Here is a 22,035-nt window from a genome sequence, read left to right as displayed (position 1 = left end):
CCGGCGACCGCCTCCCGAGAGGCGAACCGGCCAGCGGCAGGTCGACAGGTCGGCAGCAAGGGTGTCCCCCAAGGAGCCTCCCGTGTTGCCGTCTTTTTCTCCCGCTTTGCTCGCTCTCGCCGACGGCACGGTGTTTCGCGGTTATTCGATTGGCGCGCCCGGCCATACGATCGGCGAAGTCGTGTTCAATACCGCGATCACCGGCTATCAGGAAATCCTGACCGACCCGAGCTATGCGCGGCAGATCGTCACGCTTACCTATCCGCACATCGGTAATGTCGGCGTGAACCGCGAAGACGTCGAAGCCACCAAGGTTCACGCAGCCGGCCTGATCATTCGCGACCTGCCGGTGCTCGCCTCGAACTTCCGCATGGACCAGACCCTCGACGCCTACCTGCGCGCCGAAGGCGTGGTCGCCATCGCCGGCATCGATACCCGCAAGCTGACCCGCGTGCTGCGCGACAAGGGCGCGCAGGGCGGCTGCATCCTGGCCGGCTCCGACGACGAAGCGAAGGCGATCGAGCTGGCGCGTTCGTTCCCGGGCCTGGCCGGCATGGATCTGGCCAAGGTCGTCTCGACCGATAAACCGTTCGCCTGGAAGCAGACCGAATGGCGCCTCGAAGGCGGCTACGGCGAGCAGACCGCGCCGCGCTACAAGGTCGTCGCATACGACTTCGGCGTGAAGTACAACATCCTGCGCATGCTGGCCGAACGCGGCTGCGACGTGACGGTGCTGCCGGCCCAGGCCAGCGCGGCCGACGCGCTCGCGCTGAACCCGGACGGCGTGTTCCTGTCGAACGGCCCCGGCGATCCGGAACCGTGCGACTACGCGATCGCGGCGACCAAGGCATTCATCGAGCGCGGCGTGCCGACCTTCGGCATCTGCCTCGGCCACCAGATCATGGGCCTCGCGGTCGGCGCCAAGACGCTGAAGATGAAAACCGGCCATCACGGCGCGAACCACCCGGTCAAGGATCTGACCGACGGCCGCGTGGTGATCACGTCGCAGAACCACGGCTTCGCGGTCGATGCCGATTCGCTGCCGGCCAACGCGCGCGCGACGCACGTCTCGCTGTTCGACGGCACGCTGCAGGGTTTCGAGCTGACCGACAAGCCGGCGTTCTGCTTCCAGGGCCACCCGGAAGCCTCGCCCGGCCCGCACGATATCGGCTACCTGTTCGATCGCTTCACGGCGTTGATGGACAAGGCCAAGGCGCACGGCGCCTGAGCGAAGAACGGAGACGGCGCATCATGTTCGGTCATGCACTCGGGATCACGGATTTCTGGACCTACGTCGTGGGCGTGGTGTTCATCATCCTGCTGCCCGGCCCGAATTCGATGTACGTGCTGTCGCTCGCGGCGCAGCGCGGGGTCAAGGCCGGCTATCGTGCCGCGTGCGGCGTGTTCGTCGGCGACACCGTCCTGATGGTGTTGTCGGCGGCCGGCGTCGCGTCGCTGCTGAAGGCCAACCCGCTGCTGTTCTCGGTCGTCAAGTACGGCGGCGCCGGTTATCTGTTCTACATCGGGTTCAACATGCTGCGCAGCGGCTGGCAGGCCTTGCGCGCCGCGCGCAACGGCACGCCCCTCGCCAGCGCTCCGGCCGCCAACGCCCGCCCGGTGGACGGCGAACGGCCGTTCCGCAAGGCGCTGATCGTCAGCCTGCTGAACCCGAAGGCGATCCTGTTCTTCATTTCGTTCTTCATCCAGTTCGTCGATCCGACCTACCGGTATCCGGTGGTGTCGTTCGTCGTGCTGGGCGCGATCTCGCAGTTCGCGAGCTTTTTGTACCTGAGCACGCTGATCTTCGCGGGCGCGCGTCTTGCCGAACAGTTTCGCCGCCGCCGCAAGCTCGCGGCGGGCGCGGCGAGCGGCGTGGGCAGTCTGTTCATCGGCTTCGGCCTCAAGCTCGCGTTCGCGACGCTCCGATGACCGACTCCGCCGCCGCCACGCATTAACGATTACCTATTGAATATTCGAGCCATGCCAAAACGCACAGACATCAAGAGCATCCTCATCATCGGCGCCGGCCCGATCATCATCGGCCAGGCGTGCGAGTTCGACTACTCGGGCGCGCAGGCATGCAAGGCGCTGCGCGAGGAGGGCTACAAGGTCATCCTCGTCAACAGCAACCCGGCGACGATCATGACCGACCCGAACACGGCCGACGTCACATACATCGAGCCGATCACGTGGGAAGTGGTGGAACGCATCATCGCCAAGGAGCGCCCGGACGCGATCCTGCCGACGATGGGCGGCCAGACCGCGCTGAACTGCGCGCTCGACCTGCACCACCACGGCGTGCTGGAAAAGTACTCGGTCGAGCTGATCGGCGCCTCGCCGGAAGCCATCGACAAGGCGGAAGACCGCCAGAAGTTCAAGGATGCGATGACCAAGATCGGCCTCGGTTCGGCCAAGTCGGGCGTTGCGCATTCGATGGAAGAAGCGCTGCAGGTGCAGGCGGAAATCGCCGCGCTGACCGGCAGCAGCGGCTATCCGACCGTGATCCGCCCGTCGTTCACGCTGGGCGGTTCGGGCGGCGGCATCGCCTACAACCGCGAGGAATTCGAGGAAATCTGCAAGCGCGGCCTCGACCTCTCGCCCACCCGCGAGCTGCTGATCGAGGAATCGCTGCTCGGTTGGAAGGAATACGAGATGGAAGTGGTTCGCGACCGCGCGGACAACTGCATCATCGTCTGCTCGATCGAAAACCTCGACCCGATGGGCGTGCACACCGGCGACTCGATCACCGTCGCACCGGCCCAGACGCTGACCGACAAGGAATACCAGATCCTGCGTAACGCGTCGCTCGCGGTGCTGCGCGAGATCGGCGTCGACACCGGCGGCTCGAACGTCCAGTTCTCGATCAACCCGAAGGACGGCCGCATGGTCGTCATCGAAATGAACCCGCGCGTGTCGCGTTCGTCGGCGCTGGCCTCGAAGGCCACCGGCTTCCCGATCGCGAAGGTCGCGGCGAAGCTGGCGGTCGGCTACACGCTCGATGAACTGAAGAACGAAATCACGGGCGGCCAGACGCCGGCCTCGTTCGAGCCGACGATCGACTACGTCGTCACGAAGATCCCGCGTTTCGCGTTCGAGAAGTTCCGCGAAGCCGATTCGCGCCTGACCACGCAGATGAAGTCGGTCGGCGAAGTGATGGCGATCGGCCGCACGTTCCAGGAGTCGTTCCAGAAGGCGCTGCGCGGCCTCGAAGTGGGCGTCGACGGCCTCGACGAGAAGACCACCGACCGCGACGAGATCGTCCGCGAGATCGGCGAGCCGGGCCCGGATCGGATCTGGTACGTCGGCGATGCGTTCCGCGTCGGCTTGACGGCCGAGCAGATCTTCGAGGAAACCGCGATCGACCCGTGGTTCCTGGCTCAGATCGAACAGATCATCCAGAAGGAAGCGGCGCTGCGCGGCCGCACGCTGGCCAGCCTGTCGAAGGAAGAGCTGTTCTTCGTCAAGCAGAGCGGCTTCTCGGATCGTCGCCTGGCAACCCTGCTCGGCGCCAGCGCGGCCGACGTGCGTGCGCGCCGTCTCGAACTGAACGTGCGCCCGGTCTACAAGCGCGTGGATACCTGCGCGGCCGAGTTTGCCACCAAGACGGCCTACATGTACTCGACCTACGAGGAAGAGTGCGAGGCGCAGCCGACCAACAACAAGAAGATCATGGTGCTGGGCGGCGGCCCGAACCGGATCGGCCAGGGTATCGAGTTCGACTACTGCTGCGTGCACGCGGCGCTCGCGATGCGCGAGGACGGTTACGAAACCATCATGGTCAACTGCAACCCGGAAACCGTGTCGACCGACTACGACACGTCCGACCGCCTGTACTTCGAGCCGCTGACGCTCGAGGACGTGCTCGAAGTGGTCGACAAGGAAAAGCCGGTCGGCGTGATCGTGCAGTACGGCGGCCAGACGCCGCTGAAGCTCGCGCTCGATCTCGAAGCCGCGGGCGTGCCGATCGTCGGCACCTCGCCGGACATGATCGACGCCGCGGAAGATCGCGAGCGCTTCCAGAAGCTGCTGCAGGGCCTGGGCCTGCGCCAGCCGCCGAACCGCACCGCACGCGCCGAAGACGAAGCGCTCGCGCTGGCCGCCGAAATCGGCTACCCGCTGGTGGTGCGCCCGTCCTACGTGCTGGGTGGCCGCGCGATGGAAATCGTCCACGAGCCGCGCGACCTCGAACGCTACATGCGCGAGGCCGTCAAGGTGTCGCACGATTCGCCGGTGCTGCTCGACCGCTTCCTGAACGACGCGATCGAATGCGATGTCGATTGCATCTGCGACGGCGAAGCCGTGTTCATCGGCGGCGTGATGGAGCACATCGAACAGGCGGGGGTTCACTCGGGCGACTCGGCGTGCTCGCTGCCGCCGTACTCGCTGTCGCCGGAAACCGTGACCGAACTGAAGCGCCAGACCGGCGCGATGGCCCGTGCGCTGAACGTGGTCGGCCTGATGAACGTGCAGTTCGCGATCCAGCAAGTGCCGCAGGCGGATGGCTCGAAGGAAGACGTCATCTACGTGCTCGAAGTGAACCCGCGCGCCTCGCGCACGGTGCCGTACGTGTCGAAGGCCACCAGCCTGCCGCTCGCGAAGATCGCGGCGCGCGCGATGGTCGGTCAGAAGCTGGCCGACCAGGGTGTGACGAAGGAAGTCGTGCCGCCGTACTTCAGCGTCAAGGAAGCGGTGTTCCCGTTCGTCAAGTTCCCGACCGTCGACCCGGTGCTCGGACCTGAAATGCGTTCGACCGGCGAAGTGATGGGCGTTGGCCAGACCTTCGGCGAAGCGCTGTTCAAGTCGCAGCTCGCGGCCGGCTCGCGCCTGCCGGAATCGGGCACGGTGCTGCTGACCGTGATGGACGCCGACAAGCCGAAGGCCGTCGAAGTCGCTCGCATGCTGCATGACCTCGGCTACCCGATCGTCGCCACGCGCGGCACGGCTGCCGCGATCGAGGCGGCCGGTGTGCCGGTCAAGGTCGTCAACAAGGTGAAGGACGGCCGTCCGCACATCGTCGACATGATCAAGAACGGCGAGATCGCCCTGGTGTTCACGACGGTCGACGAGACGCGCACGGCGATCGCCGATTCGCGTTCGATCCGCATGAGCGCGCAGGCGCAGAAGGTGACGTACTACACGACGATGTCGGGCGCTCGCGCCGCGGTCGAAGGTTTGCGCTACCTGAAGGACCTCGAAGTCTATGATTTACAAGGTCTTCACGCTCGCCTAAACTAAGTCGTCGGGTTTTCCCAGGCACTCACAGGCCGCGGTTAGGCGGCGTTTCCGGTTCACCGGAAATGCGCTTAATCGCGGTGATTTTTTTTACGCCCGTTTTTTGTTATTGAGCCGTTTATGAGCACCATTCCGTTGACCAAGCGTGGCGCCGAACAACTGCGCGAGGAGCTGCAGCGCCTGAAATCGGTCGAGCGTCCGTCCGTGATCAATTCGATCGCCGAAGCACGCGCGCAGGGCGATCTGTCCGAAAACGCCGAATACGACGCCGCGAAAGAAAAGCAGGGTTTCATCGAGGGTCGGATCGCCGATCTCGAGTCGAAGCTGTCGGCGGCGCAAGTCATCGACCCGTCCTTGCTCGACGCGGAAGGGCGCGTCGTGTTCGCGGCCACTGTCGAACTCGAAGATCTCAAATCGGGCGACACCGTCAAATATCAGATCGTCGGCGACGACGAAGCCGATATCGACCACGGCCTGATTTCCATCAGCTCGCCGATCGCGCGTGCCCTGATCGGCAAGTCGGAAGGCGACGTGGCTGCGGTGCAGGCCCCGAGCGGCGTGCGCGAGTACGAGATCATCTCGGTCAGCTACATCTGATCGGGAGCGCTTCGATGCGCAACGCGCCCCGGTTGTTCCGTTTTCTCTCCACCGTCTGGGTCGGCAGCCTGCTGACGATCGGCTATGCGGTTGCGCCGGTGCTGTTCACCACGCTCGACCGCGTCGCGGCGGGCGGCGTGGCGGCACGCCTGTTCCGGATCGAGGGCCTGATCGGTGTGGTGTGCGGCGTCGTCATGCTGCTGATCGCGAACGCACGCGTGCGAGCGGGCGAGCGCGACTATCGCCGGCTGCGCGTGATCGTCGGCGCGATGCTGCTGTGCGTGCTGCTCGGGTATTTCGCGATCGAGCCGTTCATGGACGCGATGCGTCTGGCCGCGCAGGCGGCGGGCACCGACGTCGGCCATTCGGAATATGCAAGCCGCTTCGGCATGCTGCACGGCGTTTCGAGCCTGTTCTATCTGGTCGAAAGCGTGCTTGGTATCTGGCTGGTGTGGCGGCTGTCCGCAGCTGGCGAATCGCGTACCGCGGGTGCCTGAATGCCGTGCAGGCTGCGAGGCGTGATGCTCCGCGCCTGACGGCACTGGCAGCCGGGCATGCCTTGCGGCTTGCTTGCCCGGCCGGGTGTTGCCCGATACTTATTTGTCGTTCTGGAACGGGCGCTTCGTGCTTTGCTGGCGCTTCTTGGCGCGCTTGACCGTACCGCCCGCCGTCACGCGCTCGTTGCCCCGCACGACCACCTTGGTGGCTCGCGGCTTGCGAACCGGGCTGGCATCGGGCGAATGCTTGACGACCTTCACGACGCGCGGCGCGCGGCCACCCCGGCTTTCCGGCTCGCCGGCGGCGCGCTGCATCGCCGCTTCGCGAGCGCTCGGCGGGCCGCGGCGGCTGCGAGCCGGCGCCACTTCTGCCTGCTCGGGGCGCCAGATCACCAGCAGCTTGCCGATATGCTGGATCGGCGCGGCGTTCAGGCGATCGCAAATTTCTTCATAGATCGCGATGCGGGCGTCGCGTTCGTCGCCGAACACGCGGATCTTGATCAACTGGTGCGCGGCCAGGTGGACCTTGATCTCGGCCAGCACGGCGTCGGTCAGGCCTTCGGCGCCGATCAGCACGACGGGCTTCAGCGCGTGGGCTTGGGAACGCAGCGCGGAGCGCTCGACAGGGGAAAGCGAAAGGGCGGGCATCGGAACTCTTGAATCAATAGATCGGCGCGCCGCGTGGGCGCGCTCGAAAACCACGTAAAATCGCTGCGGGACCGCCATCGAGGCGTCTGCCGCGCGAACAAGACGCGTATTATCCGCCAAAAGCGCGAGCTGACGGAACCATTGCACGATCGACGCCATTCATTGGGTGCTTCGATCGGCGAACGGTCCCGGCTCTGTGGTATTTGGCCGACATTTTTCCTCCTGCATGGCAAAGAACCGATTCAACCATTCGTGGCTGCACGACCATATCAACGACCCGTACGTCAAGCTGGCGCAACGGGAAGGCTATCGCGCACGCGCGGCCTACAAGCTCAAGGAAATCGACGAGCAGGACAAGCTGATCCGCCCCGGTCAGGTGATCGTCGACCTGGGTTCGACGCCCGGCAGCTGGAGCCAGTACGTGCGCAACAAGCTCGCGCAGGGCAAGCAGCGCGACGCCCAGCGTGACGGCGGGATCGACGGCACCATCATCGCGCTCGACATGCTGCCGATGGAGCCGATCGCCGACGTGCACTTCATCCAGGGCGATTTTCGCGAGGATGTGGTGCTGCATCAGCTCGAAGAAGTGCTGCAAGGCCGCGCCGTCGACCTTGTAATTTCGGACATGGCACCCAATCTGTCGGGCGTGGCGACTGCGGATGCGGCCCGGATCGAACACGTTTGCGATCTCGCGCTCGAATTCACACAGAACCATCTCAAACCGGATGGCGCCCTTTTGGTGAAATGCTTTCACGGCACGGGCTACAGCCAGATCGTCGAGAAGTTCAAGCATCAATTCCGTACGGTTGCACCGCGCAAGCCGAAAGCCTCGCGCGATAAATCGTCGGAGACGTTTATTTTGGGTCGGCATCTGAAACATCCGCGCTGACGGATGCGGCAGGCGCCGCAGGCCAGCCGGGAGCCTTGCCGGTCATGGGATTTGCCTATCGAAGCGTTTGGCGAAGCTTATGGCGATGGGCTACGGACTGGATTAGAATGCCTCAGGAGCGCTGCAAGAAAAATGTAGGCGCTCGTCTATGAGTGAAGGAGTGGTGCTTTGAACAACAATATGTTATCGAAAGCGGCAGTGTGGCTCGTGATCGCACTGGTGCTGTTTACCGTGTTCAAGCAATTCGACAAGCCCCGCGTCCAGGAAGGTGTGTCGTATTCGCAGTTCATGGACGACGCCAAGGGCGGCAAGATCAAGAACGTGATCGTGCAAGGCCGCAACCTCACCGTCACTCCGGCAGAAGGCCAGAAATACCAGATCGTGTCGCCCGGCGACATCTGGATGGTCGGCGACCTGATGAAGTACGGCGTGCAGGTGAGCGGCAAGGCTGACGACGAACCGAACGCGCTGGTGTCCGCGCTGTATTACCTCGGGCCGACGCTGCTGATCATCGTGTTCTGGTTCTACATGATGAGGCAGATGCAGGGCGGCGGTAAGGGCGGGGCGTTCTCGTTCGGCAAATCGCGCGCGCGTCTCATCGACGAGAACAACAACGCGGTGACCTTCTCCGACGTCGCGGGTTGCGACGAAGCGAAGGAAGAAGTGTCCGAGTTGGTCGACTTCCTGCGCGATCCCCAGAAATTCCAGAAGCTCGGTGGGCGCATTCCACGCGGCGTGCTGCTGGTCGGCCCTCCGGGTACCGGCAAGACCTTGCTCGCCCGCGCGATCGCCGGCGAGGCGAAGGTGCCGTTCTTCAGCATCTCGGGTTCGGACTTCGTTGAAATGTTCGTCGGTGTCGGTGCGGCACGTGTGCGCGACATGTTCGAGCAAGCCAAGAAGCACGCACCGTGTATCGTGTTCATCGACGAAATCGACGCGGTCGGCCGGCATCGTGGCGCCGGCATGGGCGGCGGCAACGACGAGCGCGAGCAGACGCTGAACCAGATGCTGGTCGAGATGGACGGCTTCGAGGCGAACTCGGGCGTGATCGTGGTTGCTGCAACGAACCGCTCCGACGTGCTCGACAAGGCGCTGCTGCGTCCGGGCCGTTTCGACCGCCAGGTCTATGTCGGCTTGCCGGACATTCGTGGCCGCGAGCAGATCATGCGCGTTCACCTGCGCAAGGTGCCGATCTCGAACGACGTCGACGCGGCCGTGCTGGCACGCGGCACGCCGGGCTTCTCGGGCGCCGATCTGGCGAACCTCGTCAACGAAGCGGCGCTGTTCGCCGCGCGTCGCGGCAAGCGCATCGTCGAAATGCAGGATTTCGAAGACGCCAAGGACAAGATCTTCATGGGTCCGGAGCGCAAGTCGGCCGTGATCCGCGAGGAATCGAAGCGTGCCACGGCATACCACGAGGCAGGTCACGCCGTGGTGGCCAAGCTGCTGCCGAAGGCCGATCCGGTCCACAAGGTCACGATCATTCCGCGTGGCCGTGCGCTGGGCGTGACGTGGCAATTGCCCGAGCACGACAACGAGACGTATTCGAAGGATTACCTGCTCGACCGTCTGGCGATCCTGTTCGGTGGCCGCGCGGCTGAAGAACTGTTCATGAACCTGATCAGCACGGGTGCGTCGGACGACTTCAACAAGGCGACGCAAACGGCGCGCGCGATGGTCACGCGCTTCGGCATGACCGATGCGCTCGGGCCGATGGTGTATGCCGACGACGAAAACGAAGGCGGCCCGTTCGGCAAGGGCTTTACGCGTGCGATTTCGGAAGCGACGCAGCAGAAGGTCGACGCTGAAATCCGTCGCGTGATCGACGATCAGTACAAGCTCGCACACCGCCTGCTCGACGAGAACCGCGACAAGGTCGAGGCCATGACGGCCGCGCTGATGGAGTGGGAAACGATCGACGCCGATCAGATCAACGACATCATGGCGGGCCGCCCGCCGCGCTCGCCGAAGAGCAGCGGCAACGTGCCGCCGGCCAGCGACCCGTCGGGTGGCGCGGGTGCCGAAGTCAAGCCGGGTAGCGCGACTGCGCCGGCATAATCTCGAAACGAGATCTCATGAGCGGGCCGGTGTGAATCACACCGGCCCGTTTTGTTTCTGCCTCCGGATTTTTCGTGTTGACCGATACCGCTTCCATCGCGCCGCCGCCTTTGCAGTGCGGCCGTTTCACCTTGACGTTCGACCGTCCGCTCGTGATGGGCATCCTGAACGTCACCCCCGATTCCTTTTCCGATGGTGGCCGCTACGTGGCCCGCGACGCCGCGTTGCGCCAGGCCGAGCAGATGCTGGCCGATGGCGTCGATCTGATCGACATCGGGGGCGAATCGACACGCCCGGGCGCGCCGCCCGTGCCGCTCGACGAGGAACTGGCGCGTGTCGTGCCGATCGTCGAGGCGCTGCACGGCATGAACGTGCCGCTCTCGATCGACACCTACAAGCCCGACGTGATGCGCGCGACGCTGGCGGCCGGCGCGGACCTGATCAACGATATCTGGGGCTTCCGGCAGGCCGGTGCGATCGAGGCAGTGAAGGACAGCAACTGCGGGCTGTGCGTCATGCATATGCTCGGCGAGCCGCAGACGATGCAGATCGGCGAACCGGACTATCTTGACGTCGTCTCGGAGGTGAGACATTTTCTTACCGTGCGCGCCGCGGCATTCGTTGCGGCCGGGATCGCGCCGTCGCGGATCAGCGTCGATCCGGGGTTCGGGTTCGGCAAGGCGACGGTCGAGCACAATTACGCCTTGCTGGCGCGCTTGCCGGAAACGGCCCCCGCGCGGCCGGACGGGCAGCGTTACCCGGTGCTGGCCGGCATGTCGCGCAAATCGATGCTCGGCGCGCTGATCGGCAAGCCGCCCGCCGAGCGCGTGGCCGCGAGCGTGGCGGCGGCCGTGTGCGCCGCCGAGCGGGGAGCGGCCATCATTCGCGTCCACGACGTCGCCGCGACGGTGGATGCGCTGAAAATCTGGCGCGCCGTGCGCGAGGCAGCACGGCGCGCATAAGTACATACAAGGAGGATTGCATTCATGGGACGTCGTTATTTCGGTACGGACGGCATTCGCGGCGAAGTCGGCCAAGGCCCGATCACCCCCGAATTCGTGCTGCGGCTCGGCTATGCGGCCGGCAAGGTGCTGGCGCGCTCGAACGCACGCAGCACGGCCGGCCGCCCGACGGTACTGATCGGCAAGGACACGCGCGTCTCGGGCTACATGCTCGAGGCGGCGCTCGAAGCGGGCTTCTCGGCGGCGGGTGTCGACGTGATGCTGGCCGGCCCGATGCCCACGCCGGGCGTCGCCTACCTGACGCGCGCGCTGCGCCTCGCCGCCGGCGTGGTGATCAGCGCTTCGCACAATCCGTATCACGACAACGGCATCAAGTTCTTCTCGGGCGACGGCAACAAGCTGCCCGATGAAACCGAAGCCGAAATCGAATCCTGGCTCGACAAGCCGCTGGCCTGCGAGCCGTCCGACGGCCTCGGCAAGGCACGCCGGCTCGACGACGCGAACGGCCGCTACATCGAGTTCTGCAAGAGCACGTTTCCGGCCTCGTACGACCTGCGCGGGCTCAAGCTGGTGGTCGATTGCGCGCACGGTGCGGCGTACCAGATCGCGCCGCACGTGTTCCACGAGCTGGGCGCGGATGTCGTGCCGATCGGCGTGAAGCCGAACGGCTTCAACATCAACGACAAGGTCGGCGCCACGGCGCCCGATGCGCTGATTGCCGCCGTCAAGGAAAACGGCGCGGATCTCGGCATTGCGCTCGACGGCGACGCCGACCGCCTGCTGGTGGTCGACTCCACCGGCCGCCTGTTCAATGGCGACGAACTGCTCTACGTGCTGGTGCAGGATCGCATGGCCACCGACGGCAAGGTGCCGGGCGCGGTCGGCACGCTGATGACGAACCTGGCCGTGGAAGTGGCGCTGCAAAAGCTCGGCGTGCCGTTCGTGCGCGCGGCCGTCGGCGATCGTTACGTGCTCGAGCAATTGCGTGAACGCGGTTGGCAGCTCGGCGCGGAAGGCTCGGGTCACATCCTGTCGCTCGACCGCCATTCGACCGGCGACGGCATCGTCTCGGCGCTGCTGGTGCTGGCCGCGCTGACGCGCGGCGGCAAGACGCTGGCGCAACTGCTCGACGGCGTCGAGCTGTTCCCGCAAACACTGATCAACGTGCGCATGAAGGCCGGCGCGGACTGGAAGGGCGACGCCTCGATCCAGGCCGCGATTGCCAGGGCCGAGCGAGAGCTGGGCGAAAGCGGGCGCGTGCTGATCCGCGCCTCGGGCACCGAGCCGGTGCTGCGCGTGATGGTCGAGGCGCGCGAAGCCGCGGATGCACAGCATCATGCCGAAACGATCGCCGCGGCGGTCCGGGCCGCGACGGCCTGACAGGCCAGGCGGACGAAAGGCAAGGGCGGCGCGGGGCGTCGCCCTTTTTTATTGGTCCGACGGCGCACCGTGATGACGCGCCACCTTGTCGCACGGCGGCGGATCGGACGCAGGCGTCGCCCGATCTCGTCATGGCTCGGATGAAAACGTTTACCCGTGCGAGCCACGCCATTGCCGTTCGATCCCGATTTTCTCCGCAATTGCCCGAAAAAATCGTTTGCATCGGCAAAAATCTTCCGTTTCGTGACATTTCGACTACTGTGGATGAGCGCTGCCGCTCGGGCCGGACGGCGTTGAACAATCGTGCCGTTCGATGCGCGATTTCGATGCATTCGCGGCATCGGCCCGCTCGACTTCCCTTCGCGAACCTCCCCGAGCAGCCGCCGCGAAGCCTTGCCGGATGGGACATCCGCGGCGAGGCCCGCCGGCCGGGCAGGGCGGCTCACAGCTTTCGGTCTGTCATGTTGCTGTCACATCAGGTTCATCAATTGTCACATTACTGTCATGGGTACCCCCTAATCTTCGCGGTGCCGTAGTCATCCGCTCACACACTGGAGGTCTCATGAAGTTGATGCAAACTGCGTTCGCTGGTCTGGCTGGCGCGCTCTTCGCTGTTGCCGCCCACGCAGCCGACATCACCGGCGCCGGCAGCACGTTCGCCGCACCGATTTACACGAAGTGGGCAGCCGAGTACAAGAACGCTGCCAACGCTCAGGTCAACTACCAAGGCATCGGTTCCTCGGGTGGCCTGAAGCAGATCATCGCCAAGACGGTCGATTTCGCAGGTTCGGACGCTCCGCTGAAGGACGACGAGCTGGCCAAGGAAGGCCTGTTCCAGTTCCCGACGGTCATCGGCGGCATTCTGCCGGTGGTGAACATCCCGGGCATCAAGGCAGGTGAAATCGTTCTGTCGGGCGAAGTGCTCGGCGACATCTACCTGGGCAAGATCAAGAAGTGGAACGACCCGGCCATCGTCGCGCTGAACCCGAAGGTCAAGCTGCCGGATCTGGACGTCGCCGTGGTCCGCCGCGCTGACGGTTCGGGCACGTCGTTCATCTGGACGAACTACCTGTCGAAGGTCAACGCCGAGTGGAAGTCGAAGATCGGCGAAGGCGCAACGGTCAACTGGCCGACGGGTACGGGCGGCAAGGGCAACGACGGCGTCGCGGCCTTCGTGCAACGCCTGCCGGGTTCGATCGGCTATGTCGAATCGGCCTACGCCACGAAGAACCACATGATCTACACCAACATCAAGAACGCGTCGGGTAACGTGGTGGCGCCGGATGCCAAGACGTTCGCCGCCGCCGCTGCCGGCGCGGAGTGGACGAAGTCGTTCTACCAGATCCTGACGAACGAGCCGGGCAAGGACGCATGGCCGGTCGTCGGCGCAACGTTCGTGCTGCTGCACACGAAGCAGGACAAGCCGGAGCAAGGCGCGGAAGTGCTGAAGTTCTTCGACTGGTCGTTCAAGAACGGCGAAAAGGCTGCAACGGATCTCGACTACATCTCGCTGCCGAAGTCGGTGACGGATGAAATCCGCAAGCAATGGAAGGTGAAGGTGACCGACGCAGCCGGCAAGCCGGTCGCTCAGTAAGCTTCATTCGCAGCAAGCAAGTCGTGGTCGCGCCGTCCGGCATGTGTCGGGCGGCGCGGTGCAGTATCGGCGGGGCGGCATGCGCCGCCTGCCACTGAACAATCAGGCACCCATGTCCGACATTCCTCTCTCGTCACGTCCCGCCGCAGGCCAGATGCGCGCGCCGGGCCGGCTCGGCGATGTCATCTTCGGCGGTCTTGCGCGCATTGCCGCGATCGTGACCCTGCTGGTGCTCGGCGGCATCATCGTGTCGCTGCTCATCGCGTCGTTGCCGACTATCGAGAAGTTTGGCCTCAGTTTCCTCTGGCGGTCCGAATGGGACCCCAACGCCGATGTCTACGGCGCGCTCGTGCCGATCTACGGCACGATCGTCACGTCGATCATCGCCCTGGTGATCGCCGTGCCCGTCAGCTTCGGCATCGCCCTGTTCCTCACCGAACTCTCGCCCGTGTGGCTGCGCCGCCCGCTCGGCATCGCCATCGAATTGCTGGCCGCCATTCCGTCGATCGTGTACGGCATGTGGGGCCTGCTGGTGTTCGCGCCGATCTTCGCGGAATACTTCGAAGGCCCGCTCGGCAAGCTCGTGAAACCCATCCCGGGCCTCAACGCGATCTTCGCCGGCCCGGCGATCGGCATCGGCCTGCTCAGCGCCGGCGTGATCCTGGCGATCATGATCATCCCGTACATCGCCTCGGTGATGCGCGACGTGTTCGAGGTCACCCCGGTCCTGCTGAAGGAATCGGCGTACGGCATCGGCTGCACGACCTGGGAAGTGATGTGGAAGATCGTGCTGCCCTTCACCAAGACCGGCGTGATCGGCGGCGTGATGCTCGGCCTCGGCCGCGCGCTCGGCGAGACGATGGCCGTCACGTTCGTGATCGGCAACACCAACCTGCTCAACGATATTTCGCTGTTCTCGTCGGGCAACAGCATTACCTCGGCGCTCGCGAACGAATTCGCGGAAGCCGCGCCGGGCCTGCATACGTCGGCACTGATGGAACTGGGCCTGATCCTGTTCGTGATCACCTTCGTCGTGCTGTCGGTTTCGAAACTGATGCTGCTGCGTCTCCAGAAGTCGGAAGGCAAGAAATGAGCGAACGCGTCCTGAACATGCCGGGCGGCCAGTCCGGCCCCGCACTCGAGGCGATGCGCACCAGGCTGCAGGCTCGCCGCAAGCGCACCAACGCCGTTGCATTGACCTTCTCGCTCGCCGCGATGGTGTTCGGTCTGGTGTGGCTGGTGTGGATTCTCTACACGACGCTGCGCCTGGGCATCGGCGGCCTGTCGGTCGACCTGTTCACGCAGTCGACGCCGGCCCCGGATACCGATGGCGGCGGTCTTGCCAACGCCATCGTCGGCAGCCTGATGATGGTTGTTCTGGGCACGCTGGTGGGCACGCCGATCGGCGTGATGGCCGGTGTCTACCTGGCCGAATACGGCCAGAAGAACCTGCTGGCGAGCACGATGCGTTTCATCAACGACATCCTGCTGTCGGCGCCGTCGATCGTGATCGGCCTGTTCGTCTATGCCGTGGTGGTCGCGCCGACCGGCCGCTTCTCGGGCTGGGCGGGGGTGATCTCGCTGGCGCTGCTGCAAGTGCCGATCGTGATCCGCACCACCGAAAACATGCTGAACCTGGTGCCGATCGCGCTGCGCGAAGCCTCGTTCGCGCTCGGCACGCCGAAGTGGCGCATGGTGCTGACCATCACGCTGCGCGCGTCGATCGCCGGCATCATGACGGGCGTGCTGCTCGCGGTTGCACGGATCGCCGGCGAAACCGCGCCGCTGCTGTTCACGGCGCTGTCGAACCAGTTCTTCTCGCTCGACATGAGCCACCCGATCGCCAACCTGCCCGTCACGATCTACAAGTTCGCGATGAGCCCGTTTGCGCAGTGGCAATCGCTCGCCTGGGCGGGCGTCTTCCTGATCACGCTGGGCGTGCTGGGATTGAACATCCTGGCGCGCTCGATCTTCTCGAAAAAGTAACGGCGGAGCAATCCGATGAATATGGCAGAAAGCCACCTGAATCCGATCCAACTCGGCAAAGCGCCCGCCGGCGCCAGCGCAGCACCTGGCCAGAGCCCGCTTGCAGCGCCTGAAGCGAAGATCGAAGTCAACAATCTGAACTTCTTCTACAACAAGTTCCATGCGCTGAAGAACATCAACATGCGCATTCCGGAAGGCAAGGTGACCGCGTTCATCGGGCCGTCGGGCTGTGGCAAGTCCACCTTGCTGCGCACGTTCAACAAGATGTACGCGCTGTATCCGGAACAACGCGCCGAAGGCGCGATCGTGATGGACGGCGAGAACCTGCTCGAATCGAAGCAGGACATCTCGCTTCTGCGCGCGCGCATCGGCATGGTGTTCCAGAAGCCGACCCCGTTCCCGATGTCGATCTACGACAACATCGCGTTCGGCGTGAAGATGTTCGAGAAGCTCACGCGCTCGGAAATGGACGATCGCGTGGAGTGGGCGCTGACCAAGGCCGCGCTGTGGAACGAAGTGAAGGACAAGCTGGGCCAGAGCGGCTACGGCCTGTCGGGCGGCCAGCAGCAGCGGCTCTGTATCGCGCGCGGCATCGCGATCCGCCCGGAAGTGCTGCTGCTCGACGAGCCGTGCTCGGCGCTCGACCCGATCTCGACCGGCCGCATCGAAGAGCTGATCGCGGAGCTGAAGAGCGACTACACGGTCGTGATCGTCACGCACAACATGCAGCAGGCCGCACGTTGTTCGGACTACACAGCGTATATGTATCTGGGCGAGCTGATCGAATTCGGCGATACTGAAAAAATCTTCATCAAGCCGGCCCGCAAGGAAACGGAAGATTACATCACCGGCCGTTTCGGTTGATGACGGAGCAAGAACAATGACCGATAAGCATCTGTCGAGCCAATTCGACGCCGACCTGAACGCGGTGTCGTCGAAGGTTCTCGAAATGGGCGGCCTCGTCGAGGCGCAAATTACCGAGGCCATCCACGCCCTGAACGAATTCGACCGCGAAGCGGCCGAGCGCGTGATCGCCAACGAAGACATCCTGAATCAGATGGAAGTCGACATCGACGAAGAGTGCGGCAACATCATCGCGCGCCGCCAGCCGGCCGCGCGCGACCTGCGCCTGCTGATGTCGATCTCCAAGACCATCACCAATCTCGAGCGCGCCGGCGACGAAGCCGAAAAGATCGCCAAGCGGGTGCGCCGTCTCGCCGACGAGCCGATCGCGCGTGGCGTGAACATCGCCGAGATCAAGGTGTCGGGCGAAATGGCCGTGACGATCCTGCGTCGCGCACTCGATGCGTTTGCGCGCCTCGACACGGTGGCCGCGGCCCAGATCGTCAAGGACGACAAGGAAATCGACCAGGAATTCCGCGCGTTCGTGCGCAAGCTCGTGTCGTACATGCAGGAAGATCCGCGCACGATCTCGGTCGGCCTCGATTTCCTGTTCATCGCCAAGGCGATCGAGCGCGTCGGCGACCACGCCAAGAACATCGCCGAATTCATCATCTACATCGTCAAGGGCACCGACGTGCGGCACAAGCCGCGCGACCTGCTCGACCGCGAAGCCAACAGTTAATCAGCCAGGATAAGGACGGATAGAGGTGCCGATGCCCAGCAACATTCTCGTCATCGAAGATGAGCCCGCGATTTCCGAACTCATTTCGGTGAACCTGCAACACGCGGGCCATTGTGCGATTCGCGCGTACAACGCGGAGCAGGCGCAAAACCTGATCAGCGACGTGCTGCCTGATCTGGTCCTGCTCGACTGGATGCTGCCGGGCAAATCGGGCATCGCGTTCGCGCGCGAACTTCGCAACAACGAGCGCACGAAGCACATCCCGATCATCATGCTGACCGCGCGCGGTGACGAGCAGGACAAGGTGCTGGGTCTCGAGATCGGCGCGGACGACTACGTCACCAAGCCGTTCTCGCCGAAGGAACTGATGGCGCGCATCAAGGCGGTGTTGCGCCGCCGCGCGCCGCAGCTCACCGAGGACGTGGTGTCGATCAACGGCCTGCGCCTCGACCCGGCTACGCACCGTGTCGCGGCCAGCGCCGAAGGCAACGAGATCAAGCTCGATCTCGGTCCGACCGAGTTCCGCCTGCTGCATTTCTTCATGACCCACCCCGAGCGCGTGCACAGCCGCACGCAACTGCTCGATCAGGTGTGGGGCGATCACGTATTCGTCGAGGAACGGACGGTGGACGTGCATATCAAGCGCCTGCGCGCGGCCCTCAAGCCGGCAGGGTGCGATGCTATGATCGAAACCGTTCGTGGCAGCGGCTACCGCCTCGCGAAACACGCTTGATGCAATGCGGCGCGCGATTCGGGCGATCGCCCGCGCGCCGCGGCTCCGCTCATTCCCGTTCTCTTTAGAGCGCCAACCATGAACATCATCTGGGCGCGCTTTCTGGTCTCGCTCGTCCTGCTCGCGCTGGTTTCCGCGCTGGCCGGCGCGCTGATCGGCATGCGCGCGGGTCTCGCGGTCGCGATCATCCTGCTGACCGCGCAGGCGTTCTTCAGCACTTTCCATACGCAGCGCCTCTGGCGCCTGCTCGACGCGCCGGTGTATGGCGAAGTGCCGAGCGCGCCGGGCATCTGGGGCGAAATCTACTACCGCCTGCACAAGCTCGCGAAGCAGTGGCATTCGCAGGTGCGTCAGGTCGAGCAGCAGCACTCGCGCTTCATCCAGGCGATCCAGGCCTCGCCGAACGGCGTGGCGATGCTCGACGACCACGACCAGATCGAATGGTGCAATGCGATCGCCGAGCTGCATTTCGGGCTCGATTCGAAGCGCGACCTGCGCCAGCACATCACGCATCTGGTTCGGCATCCTGATTTCGTGCGTTACCTCAATGCCCAGCACTACGACGAGATGCTCGTGATGCGCGGCATGGGCGAAGGGCGTCAGCACGTGATCGCGGTGCAGGTGTTCCCGTACGGCGACAACCGCAAGCTGCTGCTGACGCAGGACATCACCGAGGTCGAACGCACCGACGCGATGCGCCGCGACTTCGTGGCCAATGTGTCGCACGAACTGAAGACGCCGCTGACGGTGCTGTCGGGCTTCCTCGAAACGCTGCGCGAGCTGCCGGTGTCGGAGGAAGAACGCGCGCGCTATCTCGACATGATGGAGCAGCAGGCGTCGCGCATGCGCAAGATCGTCACCGACCTGCTGGTGCTGGCCAAGCTCGAAGGCGAGGGCAAGCCGCCGACCGACAAGCCGGTCGACATGGACGACGTGCTCGGCCATCTCGAGGATGTCGCGCAATCGCTGTCGGCCGGCCATCACGAGATCTCGTTCGAGATCGACGAAGCGCTGACGGTGACGGGCGCGGAGACGGAAATCTTCAGCGCGCTTGGCAACCTCGTCACGAACGCGGTGCGCTACACGCCCGAGGGCGGCAAGATCCGCGTGTGCTGGCGGCGCGACGGCTCGCAGGCGGTGTTTTCGGTGAAGGACAGCGGGTTCGGGATTGCGGCGGAAGAGTTGCCGCGGCTGACCGAGCGTTTTTATCGCGTCGATCGCAGCCGTTCGCGCGATACCGGCGGCACGGGCCTGGGCCTCGCGATCGTCAAGCATGTGCTGCAACGCCACGACGGCCAATTGTTGATCCAGAGCGAGGAAGGGCGCGGCAGCACGTTCACGGCGCGCTTTCCGGCGCAGCGCACGGTGGCGCGGCGGCGGCACGAAGTCTGAGCGCATTCGCAGGACAACGGATCGACACCGGTTGCCACCGCCATGAAAAATGCCACCCGCGAGGGTGGCATTTTCGTTTGAGCCCGACGCACGCGCCGGCGCGCTTCCGGCTTCAGCCGCCGAACTTCTCCAGCAGCCCGAGCTGCGCGCTGCGCGAGGTCTTGCCGGTGCGGCGGCGCTTGTAGTGGCCGTCGCTCTGCATCAGCCACGCCGATTGATTGTCGCCGAGCAGCACCGACAGCCCTTCGGCGATCACGCGACGCTTGAGCTTGCGATCGTGGATCGGGAATGCCACCTCGACGCGGCGGAACAGGTTGCGGTCCATCCAGTCGGCGCTCGACAGATAGACTTCCTCGGCGCCGCCCGCATGGAAGTAGTAGATGCGGTGATGTTCGAGGAAGCGGCCGATGATCGAGCGCACCGTGATGTTCTCCGACAGGCCCGGCACGCCGGGCTGCAACGCGCACACGCCGCGCACGATCAGATCGACCTTCACGCCGGCCTGCGAGGCCTCGTAAAGCTCGGCGATCACCGACGGTTCGAGCAGCGCGTTCATCTTCGCGACGATCCGCGCGCGCTTGCCGGCGCGCGCGTTGGCGATTTCGCGGCGGATGCCCTCGATCATCTTCGGATGCAGCGTGAACGGCGATTGCCACAGCTCGTGCAGCCGCAGCTCGCCGCCGATGCCGGTCAACTGCTGGAACACGTGATGGACGTCCTCGCAGATCCTCGGCTCGGTCGTCATCAGCCCGAAATCGGTATAGAGGCGCGCCGTGCGCGGATGGTAGTTGCCGGTGCCGAGGTGCACGTAGCGGCGCAGCACGTTCTTGCCGCCGCGCTTCTCGCGGCGCACGATCAGCACCATCTTGGCGTGGCACTTGTGGCCGACCACCCCGTACACCACGTGCGCGCCCACGGCTTCGAGCCGCGACGCCCAGTTGATGTTGGTTTCCTCGTCGAAGCGCGCGAGCAGCTCCACCACCACCGTCACTTCCTTGCCGTTGCGCGCGGCTTCCATCAGCGCGTCCATCAGCGGCGAATCGGTGCCGGTGCGGTAGATGGTCTGCTTGATGGCGACCACGTTCGGATCGCGGGCGGCCTCCTGCAGCAGTTGCAGCACCGGCTGGAAGCTTTCGTACGGATGGTGCAGCAGGATGTCGGCGCGATCGATCGCCGCGAACATCGACGCCGCGTTCGTGACTTCGGCCGGCGTGGACGGCGTGTGCGGCACGAACTTCAGTTCGGGCAGATCGACCAGGTCGGGCAACTGCATCAGCCGCACCAGGTTGACGGGGCCGTTCACGCGGTAGCAATCGCGCTCGCTGAGGTCGCTCTCGTCGAGCAGGCGGCGCACGATGTGGGCGGGCGTGTCGGCCGACACTTCGAGCCGCACCGCGTTGCCGAGGTGGCGGGCGGGCAGTTCGCCCTGCAGTGCGACGCGCAGGTTGGTGATTTCGTCCTCGTCGACGAACAGCTCGCTGTTGCGCGTGATGCGGAACTGGTTGCAGCTCTTGACGACAAGCTTCGGGAACAGCTCGCCCACGAAGCGCTGCATCAGCGAACTGAGCAGCACGAAGCCGTGACGGAAGCCCGACAGCTCCTGCGGCATGCGCACCACGCGCGGCAGCGCGCGGGGCGCCTGCACGATGCCGAGCAGCGCCTGGCGGCCGAATGCGTCGCGGCCTTCGAGTTCGACCACGAAGTTCAGGCTCTTGTTGAGCACGCGCGGGAACGGGTGCGCCGGATCGAGCCCGATCGGTGTCAGCACCGGCAGCAGTTCGTCGAGGAAGTAGTTGCGGGCCCAGTCGAGCTGCGCCTCGCTCCAGCTATCCGTGCCGTGAAAATGAATGCCTTCGGTTTCGAGCGCCGGGATGATGGTCTCGTGCAGCATCGCGTATTGCTTGTGGACCAGGCGTTGCGCGCGCTGCACCACCAGGTCGTACACATGCTGCAGCGACATGCCGTCGGGCGACGGCGCGCCCGGGTTGTCGCGCATCTGCTCCTGCAGCCCGGCCATGCGGACTTCGAAGAATTCGTCGAGGTTGCTGCTGGTGATGCAGATGAAACGCAGCCGTTCCAGCAGCGGAACGTGCGGATCGGCGGCTTGCGCGAGCACGCGCTCGTTGAAGCCGAGGATGCCCAGTTCACGGTTGAGCAGCGGGTAGCGGATGGACATCGGCAGCGTGGAGGGCTGGTCAGGTGCGGAGGGAAGGAAGGGGTGCTCGGAAATTCTCACGGTTTAATGACATATTGATGACGTATTTGACCTTCTTTTCGAATGATACGTCCTGGCATTCCATGATTTGATGACGTATTGATGACAATGCAGGATGGTTCAGCAAATAATACGTCGGCAATCGGCAAATCTCATCGTCTGTTTCAAGCGAAACCATTCGCCGGCGCTGCAATTGCCTGCGATGATCCGACACCGCGGCGGCGACAGCATTTAAAATGCTGCGTTTGAATGTCATGGTTTGGCGTA

20 protein-coding genes are annotated in these 22,035 nt (G+C 64.5%); 16 read left to right on the top strand and 4 right to left on the bottom strand.

The window, feature by feature from the left end; all coding sequences use genetic code 11:
- Nucleotides 1-82: 82 nt before the first annotated feature.
- The 5 genes from carA to AB4851_RS29250 all read left to right on the top strand — a co-directional run bounded on the left by carA (nt 83) and on the right by AB4851_RS29250 (nt 6,326).
- Nucleotides 83-1,228, top strand: coding sequence for a glutamine-hydrolyzing carbamoyl-phosphate synthase small subunit (carA, locus tag AB4851_RS29270; RefSeq protein ID WP_414449873.1), 1,146 nt, complete (start codon nt 83-85; stop codon nt 1,226-1,228).
- A gap of 23 nt (nt 1,229-1,251) precedes the next feature.
- Complete coding sequence (gene leuE, locus AB4851_RS29265; protein WP_414449872.1) at nt 1,252-1,929, top strand: leucine efflux protein LeuE; 678 nt, start codon at nt 1,252-1,254, stop codon at nt 1,927-1,929.
- A gap of 51 nt (nt 1,930-1,980) precedes the next feature.
- Nucleotides 1,981-5,235, top strand: coding sequence for a carbamoyl-phosphate synthase large subunit (gene carB, locus AB4851_RS29260; protein ID WP_414449871.1), 3,255 nt, complete (start codon nt 1,981-1,983; stop codon nt 5,233-5,235).
- 117 nt (nt 5,236-5,352) lie between these two features.
- The gene (greA, locus tag AB4851_RS29255) at nt 5,353-5,829 is read left to right on the top strand and encodes a transcription elongation factor GreA (RefSeq protein ID WP_414444561.1); all 477 of its coding nucleotides are present in this window, start codon (nt 5,353-5,355) and stop codon (nt 5,827-5,829) included.
- Between the two features lie 14 nt (nt 5,830-5,843).
- Nucleotides 5,844-6,326: a DUF4149 domain-containing protein gene (locus AB4851_RS29250; protein WP_414449870.1), complete on the top strand. Its 483-nt coding sequence runs from the start codon at nt 5,844-5,846 to the stop codon at nt 6,324-6,326.
- A 99-nt stretch (nt 6,327-6,425) separates the two neighbouring features.
- Here AB4851_RS29250 and AB4851_RS29245 read toward each other — a convergent pair whose 3' ends face one another.
- The gene (locus AB4851_RS29245) at nt 6,426-6,974 is read right to left on the bottom strand and encodes a YhbY family RNA-binding protein (RefSeq protein ID WP_414451975.1); all 549 of its coding nucleotides are present in this window, start codon (nt 6,972-6,974) and stop codon (nt 6,426-6,428) included.
- Nucleotides 6,975-7,200: 226 nt separating this feature from the next.
- Between AB4851_RS29245 and AB4851_RS29240 the strand changes: the two genes are divergently transcribed.
- From AB4851_RS29240 to glmM, 4 genes are all read left to right on the top strand, one after another.
- Entirely contained in the window at nt 7,201-7,863 is a 663-nt protein-coding gene (locus tag AB4851_RS29240) for an RlmE family RNA methyltransferase (protein ID WP_414445550.1), read from the top strand.
- Nucleotides 7,864-8,031: 168 nt separating this feature from the next.
- On the top strand, nt 8,032-9,921 hold the full coding sequence (gene ftsH, locus AB4851_RS29235) for an ATP-dependent zinc metalloprotease FtsH (protein WP_414449869.1): 1,890 nt from the start codon (nt 8,032-8,034) through the stop codon (nt 9,919-9,921).
- A 155-nt stretch (nt 9,922-10,076) separates the two neighbouring features.
- Nucleotides 10,077-10,883: a dihydropteroate synthase gene (folP, locus tag AB4851_RS29230; protein ID WP_414451974.1), complete on the top strand. Its 807-nt coding sequence runs from the start codon at nt 10,077-10,079 to the stop codon at nt 10,881-10,883.
- 24 nt (nt 10,884-10,907) lie between these two features.
- Nucleotides 10,908-12,263, top strand: coding sequence for a phosphoglucosamine mutase (glmM, locus tag AB4851_RS29225; RefSeq protein ID WP_414449868.1), 1,356 nt, complete (start codon nt 10,908-10,910; stop codon nt 12,261-12,263).
- On the opposite strand, the gene AB4851_RS29220 is transcribed toward glmM, so the two are convergent.
- Nucleotides 12,218-12,595 carry a hypothetical protein gene (locus tag AB4851_RS29220; RefSeq protein ID WP_414449867.1) on the bottom strand — a complete coding sequence of 126 codons (378 nt, stop codon included), beginning with the start codon at nt 12,593-12,595 and terminating at the stop codon, nt 12,218-12,220. The two genes, glmM and AB4851_RS29220, sit on opposite strands and share 46 nt — an antisense overlap.
- A gap of 230 nt (nt 12,596-12,825) precedes the next feature.
- Between AB4851_RS29220 and pstS the strand changes: the two genes are divergently transcribed.
- The 7 genes from pstS to phoR all read left to right on the top strand — a co-directional run bounded on the left by pstS (nt 12,826) and on the right by phoR (nt 19,553).
- Complete coding sequence (gene pstS, locus AB4851_RS29215) at nt 12,826-13,857, top strand: phosphate ABC transporter substrate-binding protein PstS (protein ID WP_414444565.1); 1,032 nt, start codon at nt 12,826-12,828, stop codon at nt 13,855-13,857.
- Between the two features lie 112 nt (nt 13,858-13,969).
- A complete protein-coding gene (gene pstC / locus AB4851_RS29210) occupies nt 13,970-14,950 on the top strand; it encodes a phosphate ABC transporter permease PstC (RefSeq protein WP_414449866.1) in 981 nt (326 codons plus the stop codon).
- The gene (gene pstA / locus AB4851_RS29205) at nt 14,947-15,843 is read left to right on the top strand and encodes a phosphate ABC transporter permease PstA (protein ID WP_414449865.1); all 897 of its coding nucleotides are present in this window, start codon (nt 14,947-14,949) and stop codon (nt 15,841-15,843) included. The genes pstC and pstA overlap by 4 nt, the downstream gene beginning before the upstream one ends.
- 15 nt (nt 15,844-15,858) lie before the next feature.
- Nucleotides 15,859-16,707, top strand: coding sequence for a phosphate ABC transporter ATP-binding protein PstB (pstB, locus tag AB4851_RS29200; RefSeq protein WP_414444568.1), 849 nt, complete (start codon nt 15,859-15,861; stop codon nt 16,705-16,707).
- A 16-nt stretch (nt 16,708-16,723) separates the two neighbouring features.
- A complete protein-coding gene (phoU, locus tag AB4851_RS29195) occupies nt 16,724-17,428 on the top strand; it encodes a phosphate signaling complex protein PhoU (RefSeq protein WP_414444569.1) in 705 nt (234 codons plus the stop codon).
- Nucleotides 17,429-17,459: 31 nt separating this feature from the next.
- Nucleotides 17,460-18,161 (top strand): phosphate regulon transcriptional regulator PhoB, encoded by a 702-nt coding sequence (gene phoB / locus AB4851_RS29190; RefSeq protein WP_206127137.1) that lies wholly within the window; start codon nt 17,460-17,462, stop codon nt 18,159-18,161.
- 78 nt (nt 18,162-18,239) lie between these two features.
- Entirely contained in the window at nt 18,240-19,553 is a 1,314-nt protein-coding gene (phoR, locus tag AB4851_RS29185; protein ID WP_414444570.1) for a phosphate regulon sensor histidine kinase PhoR, read from the top strand.
- A 112-nt stretch (nt 19,554-19,665) separates the two neighbouring features.
- Here the strand turns inward: phoR and ppk1 are convergent, their stop codons facing one another.
- Complete coding sequence (gene ppk1 / locus AB4851_RS29180) at nt 19,666-21,729, bottom strand: polyphosphate kinase 1 (RefSeq protein ID WP_414449864.1); 2,064 nt, start codon at nt 21,727-21,729, stop codon at nt 19,666-19,668.
- 19 nt (nt 21,730-21,748) lie between these two features.
- Nucleotides 21,749-22,024, bottom strand: a complete 276-nt coding sequence (locus AB4851_RS29175; protein WP_414449863.1) for a hypothetical protein — start codon at nt 22,022-22,024, stop codon at nt 21,749-21,751.
- Nucleotides 22,025-22,035 lie beyond the last annotated feature (11 nt).

Origin of the sequence: Burkholderia sp. 22PA0099 (assembly GCF_047497165.1) — a bacterium.
GTDB lineage: Bacteria > Pseudomonadota > Gammaproteobacteria > Burkholderiales > Burkholderiaceae > Burkholderia.
Note: the sequence above shows the minus strand (reverse complement) of the source record. Positions and strands in the feature narration are given on the sequence as shown.